Source organism: Aeromonas molluscorum, assembly GCF_051376105.1.
GTDB classification, from domain to species: Bacteria; Pseudomonadota; Gammaproteobacteria; order Enterobacterales; family Aeromonadaceae; genus Aeromonas; species Aeromonas molluscorum.
In genome coordinates, this window is record NZ_JBPQCY010000001.1 from 1,713,685 (window position 1) to 1,728,645 (window position 14,961).

Below are 14,961 nucleotides of genomic sequence, written 5' to 3' on the forward strand. Positions count from 1 at the left end.
ATGACGTCATCCATACTCCCGCTGCCCAGCAAGAGAACGCACAAGCGCCTGCCAACCGGCACGGCCCAATGCGGCGCCCTGCTCTGCGTGCTGCTGATCAATGCCCTGGTCGCCGACAACTTTTTTAACGTCCACATTCAGGATGGGCGCCTCTTTGGCAGCCTGATCGACATCCTCAACCGCTGCGCCCCGGTTGCCCTGCTCTCCCTTGGCATGACCCTGGTCATTGCCACGGGCGGCATCGACCTCTCCGTCGGGGCCGTGATGGCAATCAGTGGAGCAACCATGGCGAGCATGGCCGCCAGCGGTCACAGCATCCCCGTCATTCTCTGCTCCGTGATCGGCGTCGGTCTGCTGTGCGGCCTGTGGAATGGCATTCTGGTGGCCATCTTCCAGATCCAGCCCATAGTCGCAACCCTGATCCTGATGGTGGCGGGCCGTGGCATTGCCCAACTCATCACCGAGGGGCAGATCATCACCTTCAACAACGAGGCCCTGGCCTGGCTCGGCAGCGGCTCCTTCGGCTATCTGCCCACCCCCGTGGTCATCACTCTGATGGCGGCGCTGCTGATCTGGTTGCTGACCAAACGCACCGCCCTCGGGCTCTTCATCGAGGCAGTGGGGATCAACATCAAGGCAGCCAAGAATGCGGGCCTGAACACGGCCATGGTGGTGATATCCACCTATCTCGTCAGCGGCATGCTGGCTGCCGTTGCCGGCATGATAGTCGCGGCAGACATCAAGGGGGCAGATGCCAACAATGCCGGCCTCTGGCTGGAAATGGACGCCATACTGGCGGTGGTGATTGGGGGTACTTCGCTGATGGGCGGGCGCTTCAATCTCGCCCTTTCCCTAGTGGGCATCTTAATCATTCAGGGAGTCAACACGGGGATCCTGCTCTCCGGCTATCAGCCGCAGTGGAATCAGATCGTCAAAGCCATCGTGGTGCTGACCGTGCTCATCATGCAATCCCCCTCCCTCGGCCACCTGTTCCAGCGAGGGCCTCGCCATGTTTAAACGCAACCTCCCCCTGATGGTGACCATCCTGGTATTTGTGGTGGGCTATCTGGTGTGTCTGCTCGCCTTCCCCGCCTTTCTGTCCACTCGCATCATCTGCAACATACTGACGGACAATGCCTTTCTCGGGATAGTGGCGGTAGGCATGACCTTCGTCATCCTCTCTGGCGGCATAGACCTCTCGGTCGGCGCCGTGATCGCCTTCACCGGGGTCTTGCTGGCCAAGCTCATCGGCGATCTGGGGGTCAGCCCTTATCTGGCCATTCCCCTGATCCTGCTGCTGGGCGCCGCTTTTGGTGCCTGTATGGGCTGGCTGATTGATACCCTCAAGATCCCCGCCTTCATCATCACCCTGGCGGGCATGTTCTTTCTGCGAGGGGCCAGCTTTCTCATCTCGGAGCAGTCCCTGCCCATCGATCACCCGACCTTCACCTATCTGTCCGGTCTCTCATGGAAGCTGGCCGGCGGCGGACGCTTGAGCCTGCTCGCCCTGATCATGCTGGCCGTGGTCTTGCTTGGCATGTTGCTCGCCCACCGCACCCGCTTTGGCAACAATGTCTATGCCATCGGCGGCAATGCAGCCTCGGCGGCCCTGATGGGGATCCCGGTGCGCCAGACCACGATCCGCATTTATCTGCTCTCCACCACCCTGGCCACCCTGGCGGGCATAGTCTTTGCGCTCTACACCTCGGCAGGCTATCCACTGGCAGCCGTCGGCGTCGAGCTCGATGCCATCGCCGCCGTGGTGATAGGCGGCACCCTGCTCAGTGGCGGTGTGGGCACCGTGTTTGGCTCGCTGTTTGGCGTCCTTATCCAGGGCCTGATCCAGACCTATATCAACTTCGACGGCACCCTCAGCTCCTGGTGGACCAAGATCATCATCGGGGTATTGCTGTTCAGCTTCATTGGCTTGCAACGCATGTTGATCCTGTTTTCGGAGCACCGGAAAGCCAACAAACCGAGTCCGTTCACCCGAAAAGCCCCTGCTGCCGACGCCAGTGACTGATGACCCCCTGATGACCTGCGCCAGTTGAATCTGCCACAGGTCATCAGTGTGGCGCTGGCAGTGTCAGCGTCAGGACGTGGCAGCCATCACAAAATCAATTTTGACGCCACGCGCCAAGAGCCCCTATGTTAGTATCCGCAGACGATACAGGGCATTAACGTGATCATGAATCAAGACCAACTCCTACAAGCAGCCGAGCGTCTCTGCCAACAACGGGGCATCCGCTTTACTCCGACCCGACGCCAGGTATTTCGTCTGCTGGCCGCCCATGGCAACGCCATCAGCGCCTATGACCTGCTGGCCCAGTTGCAAAAAACTGAAGCCAATGCCAAGCCGCCAACCGTCTACCGAGCCCTGGATTTCCTGCTCGAGCAGGGATTTGCCCACAAGGTGGAGTCCCTCAATGCCTTCATCTTCTGTTGCCATTTCGGCCATGCCCACCCCATGCAGCTGCTGATCTGCGATCGCTGCGGTGATGTGGTCGAGTTGCATGATGATGCCATCGACCATGCATTCTCCGAGCAGGCTCGTCAGCACGGCTTTATTATTACCAACAAAACCATCGAGGCCCACGGGCAATGCGTTCGCTGCGCGCCTCCTGTAGGAAGTCAACATGAAGGCTGATTTTGTCAATCCGTTCCTGATTTCCCTGCTCAATGTGCTCTCTACCATGGCCCAGCTCGAGCTGACTCCGGGTAAACCCAAGCGCAAGACTGATGAGCTGGCCCGCGGTGATGTCTCAGGCCTCATCGGCATGGTAGGTCCCCAGACTCGGGGGTCACTCTCCATCAGCTTCGAGAAGGGGCTGGCACTGGAGATCATGCGCCGCATGCTGGGGGAGGCGCCGACCACCATCAACGAGGAGGTCACCGACATGGTGGGGGAGATCACCAACATGGTCACCGGCGGCGCCAAGCGCATGCTGGGGGAGAAGGGCTATGAGTTCGACATGGCCACCCCGGTGATCGTTTCAGGCCCGAATCACACCATCACTCACAAGGCGGATGGCAGCAAGATAATGATGCCTTTCGAGTCCGAGTATGGCCGAGCCACCATCGAAATCTGCTTCGAGTAACGACCATGTGGACACTGTTGAAGTGGTTTTTTATCGGTTGGATCCTGCTGCTGATCCTCTCGGATATCGAGCTCAGCACCTCCATCTATCGCTACCAGGATAACAAGGTGGACATCAGCTTCCCACGCTGGGAGAACAAGCACCCTTGGGCCACTTTCTCCTGGCACGCCGGTGAGACTCAGTTCCACTGGTATGGTCTGGCGGGCAAGCCCGCCACCGACCCGCTCTGAACGCGTACCGCTGACAAAAAGAGGCCGGCCCATGCCGGTCTCTCTCATTTCGAAAGCCCCCGCCCCCTTGCCTCTCCCTGATGGGGATGGCCGCGCCAAAGCATTTGACATCTTATCGTTCGTTATATAAAACGTTCAATATATGGAACGTTCTATATAACGAACAGGAACCTGTCATGGATAAACCCCTTCTCGATACCCTGGGACGCCACCTCCAGGCGTTGCGGCTGGCCCGGGGCCTGTCTCTCTCCCAACTGGCCCAGGATGCCGGCATCGCCAAGTCAAATCTGTCGCGCCTGGAGCAGGGGTGCGGCAACCCCACCCTGGATACCGTCTGGCGCATCGCCATTCAGCTCAATGTGCCGTTCGGTAACCTGGTAGCCCCCATCTGCGCCCCCGTCTTCGACGACGGCATGCAGGTCAGGCTGATCGATCAGGGCACGGATGACCCCCATGTGGATGTCTACTGGATGTCCTGCGCCCCCCACGCACAGCGACGCGCCGAGCCTCACTCACCAGGGTCGTCCGAATCCATCACCATCATCAGCGGCCAGCTTGAGGTGGGCACGGAAGGGAACATCAGGCTGCTGAAACCGGGGGAGAGCCACACCTTCCCCGCCGATCAGCCCCATCTCTATCGCGCCGGGGAGACCTGGGTCACCCTGCTGGTCACCATCGTCTACGCAAGCAAGGGGAACGCCAAATGACCCAGGAAATCAAGACTCGCGACAAGCGCCCCTTCGTCAGGGGGCTGCTCGAGGCAGTACCCCTGCTGGGAGGCTATATCCCGGTCGCCATCTCCTTCGGCCTGATCGCCATCCAGGCCAGCTTCAGCCCATGGGAAGCCGTGATCGTCTCCACCCTCATCTATGCAGGGGCATCGCAGTTCCTGTTCGTGGCCATGGTGGCCTCGGGGGCGCCGCTCTGGCTGGTGGTGGTCATGACCCTGCTGATCAATGCCCGCCACTTGGTCTATGGACCGAATCTGGCCCCCTATCTGCCCCGCAGCCGGTGGTGGCCATGGCTGATGCACGGCCTGACGGATCAGATCTTCGCCCTGGCCCACACTCGCCTGCCGCAGCTGGCACCGGCAGAGCGCCTGGGCTGGTTCACGGGGGCCATGCTGCTCGCCTGGGCCAGCTGGATTGGGGGCACGGCTCTCGGGGCCATCGCGGGCGGTCAACTGACAGCGCGCTGGCCCCTGCTCGGCGAGGTGATGCCCTTCGCACTCCCTGCCCTGTTCCTGGTGCTGCTGGCGCCACGCTTTACCTCACGCCAGTGGTCACTGACCCTGGGTAGCGCCATCCTGGGGGCCATGCTGCTCAAGATGATGGGCTTTGCCAACGCGGCCATTCCCCTGGCGGCCATCTGCGGCGCCATCCTCTTCTACCTGATGGAAGCCAACTCGAAGACGGGAGAAACACAACATGGATAGCGCCCTCTGGCTCGCAATGCTCGCCGCGGCGGCAGGCACCTTCTTGCTGCGAATGCTGCCCCTGCTCTGGATGCAGCGACACCTGGATCGCCGCGACAATCAGGAGAGCGTCGAATCCATGCCGATCTGGCTCAGGGTGCTGGGCCCGGCCATGATAGCGGCCATGTTCGGCGTCTCCGTGGTCCCGGCCACCCTCACCTTCACCTCCTGGCTGGCTACCCTGCTCGGCGGGGCACTGACCCTGGCTGTCTGGTATCGCACCCGCTCCCTGGGCTGGCCCGTGTTTGCCGGCGTGGCCATGTACGGCGTCGTCGAGATAGTCGCCAGCCTCACTCGATAGCAGAAAGGTGCAACAGAGCCCCTGACCAGATCACCCAAAAAAAAGAGCCAGCAGTGAATGCTGGCTCTTTTTTTATTGGGGAAGCGGGTCGGGATCAGGCAGTCGCGTCGCTCACCTGGCCCGCGTTGCCGCGCACCATGACGCCCAGGCCACAGGCAACCAGGGTTGGCAACAACCAGGCCAAACCCTTGTCAAACAGCGGCAGGAAGGCGAAGGCATCCATCTTCATGCCGGCAGCGCCCAGACCATCCAGGCAACCGAACACAAAGGCCACGGTCAGCACCAGACGGAATGTCAGACGCGGACGACCGAAGTAACTCTTCAGGAAGGTCACCAGCACCAGGGCAACCGCGACCGGGTAGATAGCCACCAGCACAGGGATGGAAAGGCTGATCAGCTGGGCCAGACCCACGTTGGCCACCAGGGCGCAGGCCGCTCCCAGAATGACCACCAGCTTGCGGTAGCTCATGCCGGTGAGGTTGTGGAAGAAGTCGGCACAGGCGGAGATCAGACCCACTGCCGTGGTGAAGCAGGCCAGAGTAATGATGCCAGCCAGGATGAACTGCCCAGGGTGGCCAAACAGGCTCAGCACATAGGCACTGACAATGGCGCCACCGTTGCTGGCATCCATGGCGACACCGCCTGCTGTATTACCCAGTTGGAACAAGGAGATATAGACCACGGACAGACCGATGGCAGAGATGATGCCAGCGATGGCCAGATACTTGAACTGGCTCTGGTAATCATGAATGCCCTTCTTGCGCAGAATATCGACGATCAAGGCGCCAAACATCAGCGATGCCAGGGTATCCATGGTGTTGTAACCCTCCAGGATCCCCTTGACGAAGGCATCTTGCTGGTAGTCGGCAACGGCGCTCGGCATGGTGCCTTGGGGCGCCACAAATACTCCGACCGCCAAGACGATCAGCAACAGCATCAGCAGCGGGGTCAGGAACTTGCCGATGGCATCCATCAACCGACCCTGGTTGAGGGAGACCAGGATGGCAACACCGAAGAAGATGATGGTATAGACCATCAACCCTTGCGCGCCCATCTCACCCAAGAAAGGCTTGAGGCCCATCTCGTATGCAACCAGACCAGTACGGGGAGCGGCAAAAGCCGGGCCTATGATGATGTAGATGGCAACCGCCAGCGCAGTGGCAATGCCGGCTGGCAGCAACTTGGTCATGCCAGCCCAGCCGTTACCGGCCTTGGCAACGGCCAGGATGGTGATCAGCGGCAAGCCAACGGCGGTGACCAGGAAGCCAAACATGGCCAGGGTCATGTTCTCGCCAGCGAGGAAGCCCGCCAGGGGCGGGAAGATGATGTTACCGGCGCCCAGATAGAAGGCGAAGGTCATAAAGCCTAATCCGAGTACATCGGACAATGTCAGTGATTTCGTCAAGTTCAACCTCGTCTGTCTTGTAAACTATTGCTTGTTATAGTTTTTCTATTGGTCATTGCCTGGGTTTTCCCTAGGCAAAAAAAAGGAGCCCCGCCTGTTTTTTCATCATAACCAGTGGTTTTAGCTGGTCTGGCGCGGGTGCTCATTTAAGTGTCAGCATAATGATGTGGAAAAATAGTTCAAGACGAAATTTACATCTTCAAATAGAAGGCAGCCGTCAGTTGGACATATCTGTTGGAATAGCCTCCATCAGCAGAATGGATCACAATTTCATCCCGCTCATACCTGTTTAATTCTCTGCTTAGCAGCAGTAAAACACGATTTGCCGCTTTTCCCTCTTTGGTGATAACAGCTACATAACAAAGTTCATGCAGATCATAGTTCGGCAAAATGGATATTATTTCATCAGCCAACGCCGTCGGCAGCACCAGTGCAACCCGTCCCCGGGGTGCAAGCAGACGAGCACAGCTATCGAGCAGGTCCTGACTATCGAGCGCTCCCCTGTGCCTGGCCTGAGCCCTGGCGGGATCCGCAAACGTCTGGCCGGCCCCAAAATAGGGGGGGTTCGAGACGATGAGGTCATAGGGCTGCGCTTCATGCAGCTGTATGGCGCCTTCCTCCATCCGCACCCGGGCAGACCAGGGCGAGGACAGTACATTATGCCGCGCCTGAGTCACGGCCTCCCTGTCGAGCTCTACCCCAGTTATCTCGCAATCAGGGCCACTGCGCTGGGCCAGCATCAGGGCGATAAGGCCGCTACCACTGCCGATATCCAGCACCCGCCGCACCCCGTCGAGCGGAGCCCAGGCACCGAGCAATATGCCATCCGTGCCCACCTTCATGGCGCAGCGGTCATGGTCGATATGAAACTGTTTGAAGGTAAAACCACGGCTCCGGACCATATGGCCCCCTGCTCTGGGAAAAAAGGGTCGGCGATTATAGCCAGTTCCCGCCGCCAGCCATAGGAGACGACGACATAATCGCCTATAATCTGCCGTTTCCTTAATGACCGAGCATTGCCATGAGCCAATCCTTTGATGATTTCGACCTGAATCCCGCCCTCAACCGGGCCCTGGCCGAGATGGGGTTTACCCGTCCAACCACCATTCAGCAGATGGTGCTGGAACCCGCACTGGAGGGTCGTGACATCCTGGCCTCGGCACCGACCGGTACCGGCAAGACTGCCGCATTCCTGCTGCCAGCCCTGCAGCACCTGCTCGACTTCCCGCGCCGCAAGCCGGGCCCCTGCCGCATGCTGATCCTCACCCCGACTCGCGAGCTGGCGTTGCAGATCACGGCCCACGCCAAGGCCCTGGCGGTGCACACTCACATCAGTATCGAGACCATCATCGGTGGTGTCAGTCATGACGAGCAGCTGCCTGCCCTGACCAAGACCACCGACATCGTGGTCGCCACCCCGGGACGCCTGCTCGAATACATTGAGCGGGAAGAGTTCGAGGGGCACGACATCGAGATCCTGGTGCTCGATGAAGCAGATCGCATGCTGGACATGGGCTTCATCAAGGATGTAAATCGCATCGTCGAAGAGGCGCGCTATCGCAAGCACAGCATGCTCTTCTCCGCCACTCTGGAAGGGGCCGGTCTCACCAAGTTTGCCAACGAGATCCTCAAGGATCCGGTCGAGCTGCATGCCGAGCCGCCGCGCAGCGAGCGCCGTCCCATCACCCAGTGGGTGCATCTGGCCGATGACGCCAACCACAAGCTGGCGCTGCTGATCCACATTCTAAAAGATCCGGAAACCCAGAAGGCCATCGTCTTCGTGCGCACCCGCGAGCGCCTGGCCGAACTCTCTGGCCAGTTGCAGGCGGCCGGCATTTCCTGTGCCTGGATCCGTGGCGAGATGGAACAGAGCAAGCGCATCGAGTCGATCCGCAAATTCCACGCGGGAGAAGTCCCCTTCCTCATCGCCACCGACGTCGCCGCCCGCGGCATAGACTTGCCCAACGTCAGCCATGTCATCAACTACGACATGCCCTACGGCACCGACGTCTATGTACACCGTATCGGCCGTACCGGCCGCGCGGGCAACCGTGGTTGCGCCATCAGTCTGGTTGAAGCCCATGACATGGCCATCGTCGCCAAAATTGAACGCTACACCGAAGAGCGCCTCAAGCGCCGGGTGATCGACGAACTGCGCCCCAAGCACAAAGAAGCTCGGGTGCCAGTGAAGAAGAAAAAGCCCAAGGATGCCAAGAAGAAGTCGGCGAAGAAGAAAAAGAAATAATCCAGCGCCAGCTTCCCAGCGGCCATCTTCGGATGGCCGCTTGTCTATCCGCTTACCGGTGGCTGGGGATATTGCCGGTTCAGATCCAGCCACATACGCGATGGGTGACCCACAGACAAGAAAAAAGCCGACGCATAGACGTCGGCTAATAAAAAGTGCTTACAACAGAGGATTCACATATTAAGACCCGGGGTCTAATGATTGGTTCCCCCCTTAATTCAATTAATTTTCCGAACGTTTGAACATCAGGGTGCGTTCGTCCGACTCATCGGCCACGAAGCGGTAGCCATTGCTATCGAAACCGGTCAGCTGTTCGACCCGGGTCAGGCGGTGCTTGATGATGTAGCGGGCCATCATGCCTCGCGCCTTCTTGGCATAGAAGCTGATGATCTTGAACTGGCCGTTCTTCTCATCCTTGAAGACGGGTGTCACTATCTGGCCATTGAGCACCTGGGGACGCACCGACTTGAAGTACTCGTCAGACGCCAGGTTGATGAGCACGTTATCCCCCTGCGCGGCCAAGGCACCATTGAGCTGCTTGGTGATGATCTCTCCCCAGAACTGATAAAGATCCTTGCCCCGCTCGTTGTCTAGCCGGATCCCCATTTCGAGGCGATACGCCATCATCAGATCCAGGGGGCGCAGTACGCCGTACAGACCGGACAGCATGCGTAAATGCGCTTGTGCAAACTCGAAGTCCCCCTCCTCGAAATCTTCTGCTGCCAGACCGGTATACACATCGCCCTTGAATGCCAGAATGGCCTGGCGCGCATTGGCCGGAGTGAAATGGGGTTGCCAGTCGGCAAAGCGGGCGGCATTGAGGCCGGAGAGCTTGTCGCTGATCTTCATCAGGCTCGCTATCTGGTCCGGGCTCAGTTGCCGGGCCCGCTCGATAAGGCGGGCGGAGTGATCCAGCAATTCGGGTTGGGTAAAACGGGGGGTCGCCAGCGGCGACTCGAAATCCAGCGTCTTGGCCGGGGAAACCACAATCAGCATAACGGTCCTATCTCAAGGGAGGGGCCCTGGCCCCTATTCATCCACAGTCACGCCCTCCAGCGTACCAGAATCCCGGTCACCCTTGCCCGACAACTTGATCTGCAGGCGCAGATCGTTGGCGGAATCCGCATGGGCCAGCGCCTCGTCAAAGCCGATGCGACCGGCCATGAACAGCTGAAACAACCCCTGATCAAAGGTCTGCATGCCCAGCTCGGTCGATTTGGTCATCACCTCCTTGAGCCTGTGCAACTCCCCCTTGCGGATGATGTCGGTGATGATGGGGGTATTGAGCATCACCTCGAACACAGGGCAACGCCGCTGACCGTCGAGGGCCGGCAGCAGCTGCTGGGCTATGATGCCGCGCAGGTTGAAGGAGAGATCAAACAGCAGCTGGCGGTGCTTCTCGGTCGGCACCAGGTGCAAGATACGGTCTATGGCCTGGTTGGCGTTGTTGGCGTGCAGGGTGGCGAGGCAGAGATGACCCGTCTCGGCAAACTGCAGTGCGAACTCCATGGTCTCTGAACTGCGGATCTCGCCGATCAGGATCACGTCCGGAGCCTGGCGCAGCGAACTCTTGAGCGCGGCATCGAACGAAGCGGTATCTATGCCCACCTCCCGCTGGGTGATGAGGCAGTGGCCATGCTGATGCACGAACTCCACCGGGTCTTCCACCGTCAAGATGTGGCCAGCGCTGTGCTGGTTGCGAAATCCTATCATGGCCGCCTGGGTGGTCGTCTTGCCGGTCCCCGTCGCCCCGACAAACAGCACCAGCCCCCGCTTGGCCATGCCGATCTCTTTGAGGATGTCGGGAAGCCCCAGCTCCTCGAAGGTCGGGATCCGCGTCTCGATACGCCGTAATACCATGCCGGGCAAGGCCTGCTGCCAGAAGGCACTGACCCGAAAACGGCCAAGGTCCGGCCTGTGAATGGCGTAGTTCGCCTCCTGGGTCATCATGAAATGCTCAAGGCGCTCCGGGCTCAGCGTCTCCCGGATCAGTGCCAGAGTCTGCGCCTCATCGAGCACAGTCTCCTCCACCGGAAAGAGGCGTCCATCCACCTTGACGATGGGGCGACTGCCCACTGTGACGAACAGATCCGAACCTTGTCGTTCCACCAGATGTGCCAACAACGCCTCGAGTTTCATAATCACTCCTAGATAGAGTTGGGGTCCACCGCCTTGGCCTTGGCATCCAGGGAGGCCACTGTGCCGCGGCTCACCAGCTGCTTGAGGCTCTGATCCATGGTTTGCATGCCGTGTATCATGCCGGTCTGGATCACGGAGTAGAGCTGGGCCACCTTGTCTTCACGGATGAGATTCCGCACCGCAGGTATGCCCAGCATGATCTCGTGAGCCGCCACCCGCCCGCCGCCGATCCGCTTGAGCAGCGTCTGGGAGATGACGGCCCGCAGGGATTCGGACAGCATGGATCGCACCATGTCTTTTTCCGCGCCGGGAAAGACGTCAATTATGCGGTCTATGGTCTTGGCCGCCGACGAGGTATGCAAGGTGCCGAACACCAGATGACCTGTCTCGGCTGCCGTCATGGCTAGGCGAATGGTCTCGAGGTCGCGCATCTCCCCCACCAGAATGATGTCCGGATCTTCCCGCAGTGCCGAGCGCAAGGCGTTGGAGAAGCTCTTGGTATCCCGGTGCACCTCACGCTGGTTGACCAGGCAGCGTTTGTTCTCATGGACGAATTCGATGGGGTCTTCGATGGTGAGGATATGGTGATGGAAGTTCTCGTTGATGTAATTGACCATCGCCGCCAGCGTGGTGGACTTGCCCGAACCGGTTGGCCCAGTCACCAGCACCAGACCGCGCGGATACTCAGCTATCTTCTGGAAAATATCGGGGGCATCGAGCTCTTCCAGACTCAACACTGTACTGGGGATGGTGCGGAATACGGCGCCAGCGCCACGGGATTGCTGGAAGGCGTTGACCCGAAAACGCGCCATGTTGGGCACTTCAAACGAGAAATCGACCTCGAAATGCTCTTCCAGCTCCTTGCGTTGATGGTCGTTCATGATGTCATAGATAAGGGCGTGTACTTCCCGCTGATCCAGGGCTGGCAAATTGATCTTGCGCACCTCGCCATCAACCCTGATCATCGGTGGGACCCCGGCCGAGAGATGTAGATCCGAGGCATTATGTTTTACACTAAAGGCCAATAACTCTGTGATATCCATAGACTTGTCATTCTCCCATCACAAGATCGTTAACGAAATATGAGCCAGATTTCCCAACAGCTTATCCAGGTCAGGAAACGCATTCAGCTGGCCGCCGACTCGGCCGGACGGGATCCGAACCTGATCCGCCTGCTCGCCGTCAGCAAGACCAAACCCCTCGCGGCCATCCAGGATGCCTATGATGCCGGACAGCGCTGCTTCGGTGAATCCTACGCCCAGGAAGCCTGCACCAAGATAGACTCCCTGCGCGACCAGACGGGCTATGCCGATATAGAATGGCACTTTATCGGCCCCTTGCAGTCGAACAAGTCCAAGCAGGTGGCAGAGCGTTTCGATTGGGTTCAAAGCATTGATCGCGACAAGCTGATCGAGCGGCTCTCCCGACAGCGACCGGCGCAGCTTGCGCCGCTAAATATCTGTCTGCAAATCAATATTAGCGGAGAGAGCAGCAAATCCGGTACGTCAGAGCAAGAGATTTTCCGGCTGGCTCAGCTGGTCAATCAATCAGAACGTCTGGTGTTGCGTGGTCTGATGGCCATTCCACAGCACACTCAAGATCACGACATATTGGCGCAGCAGATGCTGCGTATGCAGGCTCTGTTCACCCGGCTTGCGCAACAATACCCCACTGTAGATACCCTCTCGATGGGCATGACGGAAGATTTGGATCTCGCCATCTTGCACGGCAGTACCATGGTGAGGGTTGGTACCGCCATCTTCGGTGCCCGCGATTACCCCTGACAGGCGCCCTGGCACATCACTCGCAAGAGGGCCTGGCGCCTGGTCACATGAGCCAAAATGGGGCTCATTGCTGCGGCAGGCCCACAGACATCATCAGCAGGAGAGCTTGATGCAACACAGAACCATCGCTTTTATCGGGGCGGGCAACATGAGCCGCAGTATCATTGCCGGGCTCCATCAATCGGGTTATCCGGCAGATAGGATCCTGGCCGCCAACCCCAGTCGCCCCAAACTCGATGCGCTGGCCCAACAATTTGGGATCGGCATCAGCCAGGATAACGCCGAGGTCGCCAGAATGAGTGACGTCATAGTACTGGCGGTCAAGCCGCAACTGATGGCTGCCATGCTGGCGGGTCTGGTCAGCGAATTGGGCTCATTGGACGGCAAGCTGCTCATCTCCATCGCGGCCGGCATCCGAGTCGAGCGCCTGAGCGAAATGGCCGGCGGTCATACCCGAATCATCCGCACCATGCCCAACACCCCTTCTCTGTTGGGGCTGGGTATGACGGGCCTCTATGCCCCGGCTGGCATAGACGCAGAGGATCGCCACTATGCCGAGCAGTTGATGCAAGCGGTCGGCAAGACCCTCTGGGTCGAACAGGAGTCTGGTATCAATGGCATCATCGCCGCCGCCGGCAGTGCCCCTGCCTACTTCTTCCTGTTTATGCAGGCCATTGCCGAACAGGCCGAGGCCATGGGCTTTAGTCCAGAGCAGGCTCGTTTGCTGGTGCAGCAGACAGCCCTTGGTGCCGCAGCCATGGTGGAGCAGAATCCTCAGCTGTCGCTGCAAAGCCTGCGTGAACAGGTGACCAGCAAAGGTGGTACAACGGCCGAGGCCGTACGCACTTTCCAGGAGCAAGGCTTGCTGCCGCTCACCGCCAACGCCATGCAGGCCGCCGTTACCCGCGCCGCCGAGATGGAAAACCTCTTCTAAACCAGGAGTCCAGATGAACACTGCTTACTTTTTGATTAACACCGTCTTCGATCTCTACCTCATGGTGGTACTGCTGCGCGTCTGGCTGCAGTGGGCGCGGGCCGACTTCTACAACCCCATGAGCCAGATGGTAGTCAAGCTGACCAACCCGCTGGTCGTGCCCATGCGCCGGCTCATCCCGAGCCTGGGTAGCCTGGATCTCGCCTCGGTGGTATTGGCACTGCTGATAGCCTTCGCCAAGCTGGCCCTGCTCAAGACCATGAACGTCATGGTCGCCGATTGGCTGACCCTGGGCCTGTTTGCCTTGCTGACCGTGCTGAAGAAAGCAGGCTCCATGATCTTCTGGATCCTGTTGATCCGCGCCATCCTGAGTTGGGTCAGCCAGGGTCGCAACCCCATCGAATACGTGATGCATCAGCTCACCGAACCCTTCCTGGCCCCCATTCGCCGCATCTTGCCAGCACTCGGCGGCCTGGATCTCTCCGTACTGGTCGCCTTTATTGGCCTGCAGGCCATAAACTATCTGTTAGGTGATCTGTTTGGTCAGCTGTGGTGGATGATCTAATGCCTGCCGTCGCCTGGCAGGATGACGCCCTGGTGCTGCACCTGGTCATTCAACCCAAGGCGAGCCGGGATCAGATAGTGGGTCTGCATGGTGAGGAGCTGAAAGTGGCCATTACGGCACCGCCGGTCGATGGGCAGGCCAATGCCCATCTCATCAAGTTTCTGGCCAAGCAATTCAGGGTCGCAAGGGGGCAGGTACAACTGCTGCGGGGCGAACTGGGTCGACACAAGACGGTGGCGATCGATACGCCCAGGCAGATCCCGGCCGAGATAGCCGCCCTGCTCCCTGCGATCCCAAGCTAATTCGATGAGAAGGATGACACGATGAAAACAGCATGGGGTTGCCTGCTGGCCCTCCTGATGTCGCTACCGCTGCATGCGGAGCAAATGCAGGCGCTCGGCCCTTGGCAGGTTCACTACAACGCCTTCAACTCCAGTTTCCTGACCCCTGAGGTCGCCAAGGCTTACGGACTGGAGCGCAGCCGTTACAACGGCATTATCAACGTTGCGGTGCAGGACAAGAACGGCAAGGCGCTGACGGCGGGTCTGACCGGTGAGGCCAAGAACCTGATCGGCACCATTCGCACCCTCAACTTCCAGCAAGTGAAGGAGGGGGAAGCCATCTACTATCTGGCGGTACTGCCTTATCGCAATGAAGATACCTACCAGTTCACCATCAACATCATGGCGGACGGTCGGCACGAGATCCTCAAGTTCCAGCAGACCTTCTACGTAGACTGACCGGCTGGTTGCACATCACAGACAAAAAAGGGGCATCCGTTGATGC

The 14,961-nt window shown here is 59.2% G+C and carries 19 protein-coding genes; 14 read left to right on the forward strand and 5 right to left on the reverse strand.

What is annotated here, in order from left to right:
• The 8 genes from ytfT (at position 1) to ACSMDR_RS08385 (ending at position 5,103) form a co-directional block, all read left to right on the forward strand.
• The gene (gene ytfT, locus ACSMDR_RS08350; RefSeq protein ID WP_005893657.1) at positions 1-1,017 is read left to right on the forward strand and encodes a galactofuranose ABC transporter, ATP-binding protein YtfT; all 1,017 of its coding nucleotides are present in this window, start codon (positions 1-3) and stop codon (positions 1,015-1,017) included.
• On the forward strand, positions 1,010-2,023 hold the full coding sequence (yjfF, locus tag ACSMDR_RS08355) for a galactofuranose ABC transporter, permease protein YjfF (protein ID WP_005893660.1): 1,014 nt from the start codon (positions 1,010-1,012) through the stop codon (positions 2,021-2,023). Before ytfT ends, yjfF begins: the two co-directional genes overlap by 8 nt.
• A gap of 165 nt (positions 2,024-2,188) precedes the next feature.
• Positions 2,189-2,647, forward strand: a complete 459-nt coding sequence (gene zur / locus ACSMDR_RS08360) for a zinc uptake transcriptional repressor Zur (RefSeq protein ID WP_005893662.1) — start codon at positions 2,189-2,191, stop codon at positions 2,645-2,647.
• Complete coding sequence (locus tag ACSMDR_RS08365; protein WP_436467900.1) at positions 2,637-3,098, forward strand: chemotaxis protein CheX; 462 nt, start codon at positions 2,637-2,639, stop codon at positions 3,096-3,098. Before zur ends, ACSMDR_RS08365 begins: the two co-directional genes overlap by 11 nt.
• Positions 3,099-3,103: 5 nt before the next feature.
• Positions 3,104-3,328, forward strand: a complete 225-nt coding sequence (locus ACSMDR_RS08370) for a hypothetical protein (protein ID WP_436467901.1) — start codon at positions 3,104-3,106, stop codon at positions 3,326-3,328.
• A 176-nt stretch (positions 3,329-3,504) separates the two neighbouring features.
• On the forward strand, positions 3,505-4,035 hold the full coding sequence (locus ACSMDR_RS08375; protein WP_005893665.1) for a helix-turn-helix domain-containing protein: 531 nt from the start codon (positions 3,505-3,507) through the stop codon (positions 4,033-4,035).
• On the forward strand, positions 4,032-4,763 hold the full coding sequence (locus ACSMDR_RS08380; RefSeq protein WP_005893666.1) for an AzlC family ABC transporter permease: 732 nt from the start codon (positions 4,032-4,034) through the stop codon (positions 4,761-4,763). Before ACSMDR_RS08375 ends, ACSMDR_RS08380 begins: the two co-directional genes overlap by 4 nt.
• On the forward strand, positions 4,756-5,103 hold the full coding sequence (locus ACSMDR_RS08385; protein WP_436467902.1) for an AzlD domain-containing protein: 348 nt from the start codon (positions 4,756-4,758) through the stop codon (positions 5,101-5,103). The genes ACSMDR_RS08380 and ACSMDR_RS08385 overlap by 8 nt, the downstream gene beginning before the upstream one ends.
• 94 nt (positions 5,104-5,197) lie before the next feature.
• Here the strand turns inward: ACSMDR_RS08385 and brnQ are convergent, their stop codons facing one another.
• Together brnQ and ACSMDR_RS08395 are read right to left on the reverse strand one after the other, a co-directional pair.
• Positions 5,198-6,508, reverse strand: coding sequence for a branched-chain amino acid transport system II carrier protein (brnQ, locus tag ACSMDR_RS08390; protein WP_436467903.1), 1,311 nt, complete (start codon positions 6,506-6,508; stop codon positions 5,198-5,200).
• Positions 6,509-6,699: 191 nt separating this feature from the next.
• Positions 6,700-7,410 (reverse strand): tRNA1(Val) (adenine(37)-N6)-methyltransferase, encoded by a 711-nt coding sequence (locus ACSMDR_RS08395; protein ID WP_436467904.1) that lies wholly within the window; start codon positions 7,408-7,410, stop codon positions 6,700-6,702.
• A gap of 119 nt (positions 7,411-7,529) precedes the next feature.
• Here ACSMDR_RS08395 and srmB point away from each other — a divergent pair, with 119 nt between their 5' ends.
• Positions 7,530-8,753 carry an ATP-dependent RNA helicase SrmB gene (srmB, locus tag ACSMDR_RS08400; protein WP_005893674.1) on the forward strand — a complete coding sequence of 408 codons (1,224 nt, stop codon included), beginning with the start codon at positions 7,530-7,532 and terminating at the stop codon, positions 8,751-8,753.
• Positions 8,754-8,975: 222 nt separating this feature from the next.
• Here the strand turns inward: srmB and yaaA are convergent, their stop codons facing one another.
• Genes yaaA through tapT form a run of 3 tightly spaced genes read right to left on the reverse strand, consistent with a single transcriptional unit; the run spans position 8,976 to position 11,935 of the window.
• A complete protein-coding gene (yaaA, locus tag ACSMDR_RS08405) occupies positions 8,976-9,749 on the reverse strand; it encodes a peroxide stress protein YaaA (RefSeq protein WP_436467905.1) in 774 nt (257 codons plus the stop codon).
• Positions 9,750-9,782: 33 nt separating this feature from the next.
• Positions 9,783-10,892: a PilT/PilU family type 4a pilus ATPase gene (locus ACSMDR_RS08410; protein WP_436467906.1), complete on the reverse strand. Its 1,110-nt coding sequence runs from the start codon at positions 10,890-10,892 to the stop codon at positions 9,783-9,785.
• 8 nt (positions 10,893-10,900) lie between these two features.
• On the reverse strand, positions 10,901-11,935 hold the full coding sequence (gene tapT / locus ACSMDR_RS08415; protein WP_005893678.1) for a type IVa pilus ATPase TapT: 1,035 nt from the start codon (positions 11,933-11,935) through the stop codon (positions 10,901-10,903).
• A 39-nt stretch (positions 11,936-11,974) separates the two neighbouring features.
• On the opposite strand from tapT, the gene ACSMDR_RS08420 reads away from it, so the two are divergent.
• The 5 genes from ACSMDR_RS08420 to ACSMDR_RS08440 all read left to right on the forward strand — a co-directional run bounded on the left by ACSMDR_RS08420 (position 11,975) and on the right by ACSMDR_RS08440 (position 14,915).
• The gene (locus tag ACSMDR_RS08420) at positions 11,975-12,676 is read left to right on the forward strand and encodes a YggS family pyridoxal phosphate-dependent enzyme (RefSeq protein WP_436467907.1); all 702 of its coding nucleotides are present in this window, start codon (positions 11,975-11,977) and stop codon (positions 12,674-12,676) included.
• 109 nt (positions 12,677-12,785) lie between these two features.
• Positions 12,786-13,610 (forward strand): pyrroline-5-carboxylate reductase, encoded by an 825-nt coding sequence (gene proC / locus ACSMDR_RS08425; RefSeq protein WP_436467908.1) that lies wholly within the window; start codon positions 12,786-12,788, stop codon positions 13,608-13,610.
• Between the two features lie 13 nt (positions 13,611-13,623).
• A complete protein-coding gene (locus ACSMDR_RS08430) occupies positions 13,624-14,175 on the forward strand; it encodes a YggT family protein (RefSeq protein WP_005893683.1) in 552 nt (183 codons plus the stop codon).
• Positions 14,175-14,477, forward strand: a complete 303-nt coding sequence (yggU, locus tag ACSMDR_RS08435) for a DUF167 family protein YggU (RefSeq protein ID WP_436467909.1) — start codon at positions 14,175-14,177, stop codon at positions 14,475-14,477. Before ACSMDR_RS08430 ends, yggU begins: the two co-directional genes overlap by 1 nt.
• 21 nt (positions 14,478-14,498) lie before the next feature.
• A complete protein-coding gene (locus ACSMDR_RS08440; protein WP_436467910.1) occupies positions 14,499-14,915 on the forward strand; it encodes a DUF4426 domain-containing protein in 417 nt (138 codons plus the stop codon).
• The last annotated feature ends 46 nt before the right edge of the window (positions 14,916-14,961 follow it).